Genomic DNA, 4,742 nt, shown 5'->3' with positions numbered 1-4,742 from the left:
CTCGCAGGCCGCGTCGATGGCGGGCCGGATCTGCGCCAGCGCCGCCAGCAGCAGGCGATTGTTGCGGCAGTCGTAGTGCGCGAGCGCGGCGGGCGGCGCAAACCCGGTCTGATCGAGCGATGCGAGCACGCGGCCTGCAAAGGCCTCGCCGACGCGCGTACGAATCGGGCCCATGCCGGGCGCTTCGCCGCGCGCGAGCGCGGCGGCGATGGCGCTCACGTCGTCGCCGAGCGCGTTGACCATGCCGAGCGCGTGCAGATACACCGGCTGCGAAGTTGGCCGATGCATTGCCTGAAAAGCGGCTTGCGCCATCAGTTCGTTCTCCGTGAATTCGAAGGCATGCCGACCGGCGCGAGCAGGACCGACACCATGATGCCGAGCGACAGCGTCGCGCCGAAGCTCTTGAGCGCGGGCATCGAGGTCATCGCGAGCATGCCGAACGACAGCAGCGTCGTGGCGGCGGACAGCAGCACGCCGGTCCAGACCGCGCCGGTGTCGGCGTTCGCGCGCATCGCGCCTTCGCGCAGAAACACCGCGTAGTTCGCGCCGACGCCGAGCACGAGCATCAGCGCCAGCATATGGAAGAGGTTGATGCGCACGTGCGCATAGCCGAAGACGGCCAGCGTCACGCCGATCGCGAGCCACACCGGCAGCGCGAGCGCGAACGCCGCGCGCCAGCCGTAACGCAGCGTCAGCAGCGCGAGCACCAGCACGAGCGCGCCCGCGAGCCAAAGCGCGCCATCCTCGCGATAGACGCCGAACAGATGCGAAACGCTCGCCGCCTTGTCGACGAAACTCACGCCCGGCAGCGTCGGGGCGAGCGCGCGCAAGGCGGGTTCGTTCGCGTTCGACACGCCTTGCGGAATCACGACCGCCGCGAACGCGCCCGGCGTGCTCGCGGGACGGCCGAGCCACAGATGGCGAAACGGTTGCGACCACGGCTCGGCGAGCCAGGCGTCCACGCTCAGCGTTGTGTCATCGGCTTGCGCCCACGCGCGCGGCCACGCCTGCACGATCTCGTCGCGAAAGCCCGCCGCGCCCAGCATCGCGCGCAACGCGGCCGGATCGTCGAAAACGTGCGCGGCCAGCACGGCGCGATCGGCGCGCTGCTGTTTCGCGGACGGCACGAACGACGTGACCGACTGCCAGCCGCTCACGGCGGACGCGCCCGTGAGCGTGCCCAGCTTCGCGCACAGCGCTTCGGCGCGTTCGAGCACGTCTTCCGGCGACGCGCCGCGCACGACGAAGAACTGCGCGCTGTTGTCGACGCCGACCGCGCGGCTCACCACGCGTTCCTGCGCGACCAGCGACGCATCGCGCTGAATCAGCAGATGGATGTCGTCGTCGCTGCGCAGTTGCAGCCAGCCTGGCGCGGCCACGATCGCCAGCGCGAGCGCGACGAACCACGCGCGACGCCCGCCGATCAGCGCCTGCCATCGCGCGAGCGCCGTGGCGGCCACGGCGAACAGCGTGCGCGGACTGCGGCGCGCGGGCCGCATCATGAGGCTCGGCAGCAAGCCGATCACCGAAGCGAAGGCCGTGAAAATGCCGACGATCGCGAAGCACGCGATCTGCTTGAGCGCCGGGAACGGCGCGAAGGTCAGGATCGCGTAGCCGAGCAGACTCGTGCCGAACGCGACCGCCAGCGCGGGCATCACCTCGCGCGCGCCGCGCCGCGCGTTCCAGTTATCGCGCGCGCCCAGATAGACGACGAAATACTGAATCGAATAATCGACGGCCTCGCCGATCAGACTCGCGCCGAACACCAGCGTAAGCAGATGCAGCTTGCCGAAGATCAGCAGGGTCGCCGCGAGCGCGCACAGAATGCCCAGCCCCGTCGACACGAAACCCAGCGCGATGAGACGCGGCGAGCGGAAGATCCAGAGCATCAGCAGCGCGATGCCCACGGCCGAAACGATGCCGATCACGTGCACGTCGCGCTCCGACGCGCGCCGCGCCGACTCGGCGTAGAACACCGCGCCCGTGCGCGCGACGCTGACGTCGGGCCACGTCGACTTGAGCGCGTTTTCGCCTTGCGCCACCGCGTGCAGCACGTTTTGCTGCACCGACGATTCATACGCCGATCCCGTCAGCGTGCCGACCACCAGCACGCTCGTGGTCGCACCGCGATGCGCGACCAGCAGGCCGTCCTCGACGGTCAGATTCGACGCCGCGAGCGGCAAGCCCGACAGCCAGTGCTGGAGCCAGCCGAACGGATCGTCGGCGAGCGAGGTCGAGAGGCCCGCGCCCGGCAGGCCGTAGAGACGCTCGGTCAGCGCGTTGAGCAACGCGGCCTGAGCGCCCGTGGCGTTCGTCAAGCTGGCGCGATCGTCGGGCGTGAGCAGGCCGAAGCGGTACGGCATGTAAAAGCGCGCGATGCGTCCGAGGTCGAACGGCGGAATGCGCGCGGTCACCGAAGCGAAGGCGTGGCTCGCGCTCAGCGACGCGCCCAGTTGCAGCGCCGCCGCTTTCGCGTGCGCGTCGTCGTCGCTGGAAACCAGCAGCACGGCGCGATTGCCGAGCACGTTCGACAGTTGATCGACGGCTTCTTCGGCGACGGGATCGGCTTCGGTCGCGGGCAGCAGCGCGAGCAGATTCGTCTGCAACGGCGACGGCCCAGCGAAACGCCAGCCGCAATAGAGCGCGGCGACGACGGCGAGCAGCAGCCAGGCGGCGCGCAGCGCCCACTGCCGGCGCGCGGTGCGAGCGGTGCGTTCGACGGGTGCGGTGTGAAGCTCGGGCGAATTCACTACGGCGTTCCGAACAGCTTCTGATCGGCGGGCGCGAGTTCGCTCACGGGCGCGCTGCCGCTGAACGCGTACTGCGTGACGTCGCCGTTCGCGAGCGTGATGCGCAGCCCTTGCAGGAACTCGCCGCCGTCCATGTCGATGCCGCGCAGCGCCTGCGCGATCTGCGGCTGGCGCGGCACGAGGCGCATCTGCCAGCGCGCGGGCGTGCCGCGCGCCTGGACGTCGAATTGCGTGTAGAGCCCGCTGAGATCGCCGCCGAGCATCGCGCGCATCATCTTCGCGATTTCGGCCGCGCCGCGCGCGCCTTGCGCGCCGTTATTCGTCACGCGCTGACCGGTCGCGTCGATCGCGGTCATGCCCGCGTCGCTCATCACCCACGTCTTTTTATAGGGCGTGTCGATTTGCCAGATCACGCCGCGATCGCGGAAAAACAGCAGCGATCCCGTGCTGACGAGCGGCGTTTTCAGCGCAGCAAGCGTCTGCGTTTGCGTGAAATGCGCGCGCACGCCTTTCGCTTGCGCGAGGCGCGCGGCGATCTGCGAAACGAGCGCCGCGTCGGCGTCGTTCGATGCGTTTGAAACCGATGCCGCCGATGCCGATGTTGCCGATCCCGCGGCATACGCAGGCAGACACGCAGCCTGAATCGCTATCAATCCCGCGAGCGTCGCACGGCGAATCAACGTGCCCATGCGCGCTCCAGTTTTTCCTGCACGACCGGCGGCGAAACGAACTGTAATTCCTGCGTCGCGGCGTTCACCGCAACCTGAATCGTGTAGCCCTTCGTGAGCCGCGCGCGCGTGACGCAATCGAAGATTTCGTAGCCTATTTTCAGGCGATTTTCGTGTTCGAGCAGATGCGCGAACACCTCGATCTGCTGCCCGTAAATCGCCGGACGCACATACTTCAGATGCGCCTCGACCACGGGCCACACATAGCCCGACGCCTGCATCTCGCGATAGTCGTAATCGAACTTGCGCAGCAGCGCCGCGCGGCCGAATTCGAAGTACTTCAGATAGTGGCCGTGCCAGCAGACGTTCATTGCATCGACGTCGTGGAACGGCACTTCAACCGTTGCGCTCGCGCTCAATACCGCCTTGTCCGCCACGCTCATGCTGCGTCTCCTTCACGCTTGCCGACCTCAACGCCGATGAAATCGCCCGCGGCGATTTTCGCCGTCATCGCGCGCAGTTCGTGTTCGAGCGCGCGGTCTTCGTCGACGAACGGCGACACCGTCGCCACGTCCGTCATGAAGGCGCGCAGCGGCGCGGGGATCACGGTGGCGGCGTTGCCGCGCAGACGCAATTGCGCGGCCTGCACGGTGGCGAGCGCGTGCGCCGCCGCGACCTGCTCGGTCAGTTGCAGCACGCGCAGACAGTCGCGCGCCGCGATCGTGCCCATGCTCACCTTGTCCTGGTTGTGCGCCTCGGTCGAACGCGAAAACACGCTCGCGGGCATCGTGTGCTTGAGCGCTTCCGCCGTCCACGCCGACGACGAAATCTGCACGGCCTTGAAGCCGTGATTGATCGGCGCGCGCGCGGCGCTCGCGCCCGTGAGGTTGCGCGGCAGGCCATTGTTGAATTTGTCGTCGACGAGCAGCGCGAGCTGGCGATCCATCAGATCGGCGAGATTCGCGACGGCGTTCTTCAGGCCGTCCATCGCGAACGCGATATGGCCGCCGTAGAAGTTGCCGCCGTGCAGCACGCGCTCGCCGTCGGGATCGATCAGCGGATTGTCGTTGGCGCTGTTCAGTTCGTTTTCGATGTCGCGGCGCATCCACGTCAGCGCGTCGCCGAGCACGCCGATCACGTGCGGCGCGCAGCGGATCGAGTAGCGGTCCTGCAGACGATGGCCCGGCGTGTCCGGACGCCCGGCGAGATCGGCGCGAATCCACGCGGCCGCCTCGCCCTGCCCCGCGTGCGGCTTGGCTTCGAAGATCAGCGGATCGAAATGCGCGGCGCGCCCGTCGAGCGCCACCGTCGCGAGCGCGGTGAG

4 protein-coding genes and 1 pseudogene are annotated in these 4,742 nt (G+C 68.3%); all 5 read right to left on the bottom strand.

Annotated elements, in window-relative coordinates; genetic code table 11:
- Positions 1-288 (bottom strand): annotated as a pseudogene (locus tag G3N97_RS36770) (beta-ketoacyl-[acyl-carrier-protein] synthase II); the annotation flags it as partial.
- A gap of 23 nt (positions 289-311) precedes the next feature.
- Entirely contained in the window at positions 312-2,750 is a 2,439-nt protein-coding gene (locus G3N97_RS36765; RefSeq protein ID WP_205997686.1) for an MMPL family transporter, read from the bottom strand.
- Positions 2,750-3,439, bottom strand: a complete 690-nt coding sequence (locus G3N97_RS36760) for an outer membrane lipoprotein carrier protein LolA (RefSeq protein WP_205997685.1) — start codon at positions 3,437-3,439, stop codon at positions 2,750-2,752. Before G3N97_RS36760 ends, G3N97_RS36765 begins: the two co-directional genes overlap by 1 nt.
- Complete coding sequence (locus G3N97_RS36755; protein ID WP_205997684.1) at positions 3,427-3,861, bottom strand: thioesterase family protein; 435 nt, start codon at positions 3,859-3,861, stop codon at positions 3,427-3,429. The genes G3N97_RS36760 and G3N97_RS36755 overlap by 13 nt, the downstream gene beginning before the upstream one ends.
- Positions 3,858-4,742, bottom strand: an 885-nt coding sequence (locus G3N97_RS36750) for an aromatic amino acid ammonia-lyase (RefSeq protein ID WP_205997683.1), incomplete at its 5' end; no start/stop codon positions are given. The genes G3N97_RS36750 and G3N97_RS36755, both read right to left, overlap by 4 nt.

Source organism: Paraburkholderia sp. Ac-20347 (assembly GCF_017104805.1).
Classification (GTDB): Bacteria; Pseudomonadota; Gammaproteobacteria; order Burkholderiales; family Burkholderiaceae; genus Paraburkholderia; species Paraburkholderia tropica.
This window is presented reverse-complemented; position numbering and strand designations above follow the sequence as displayed.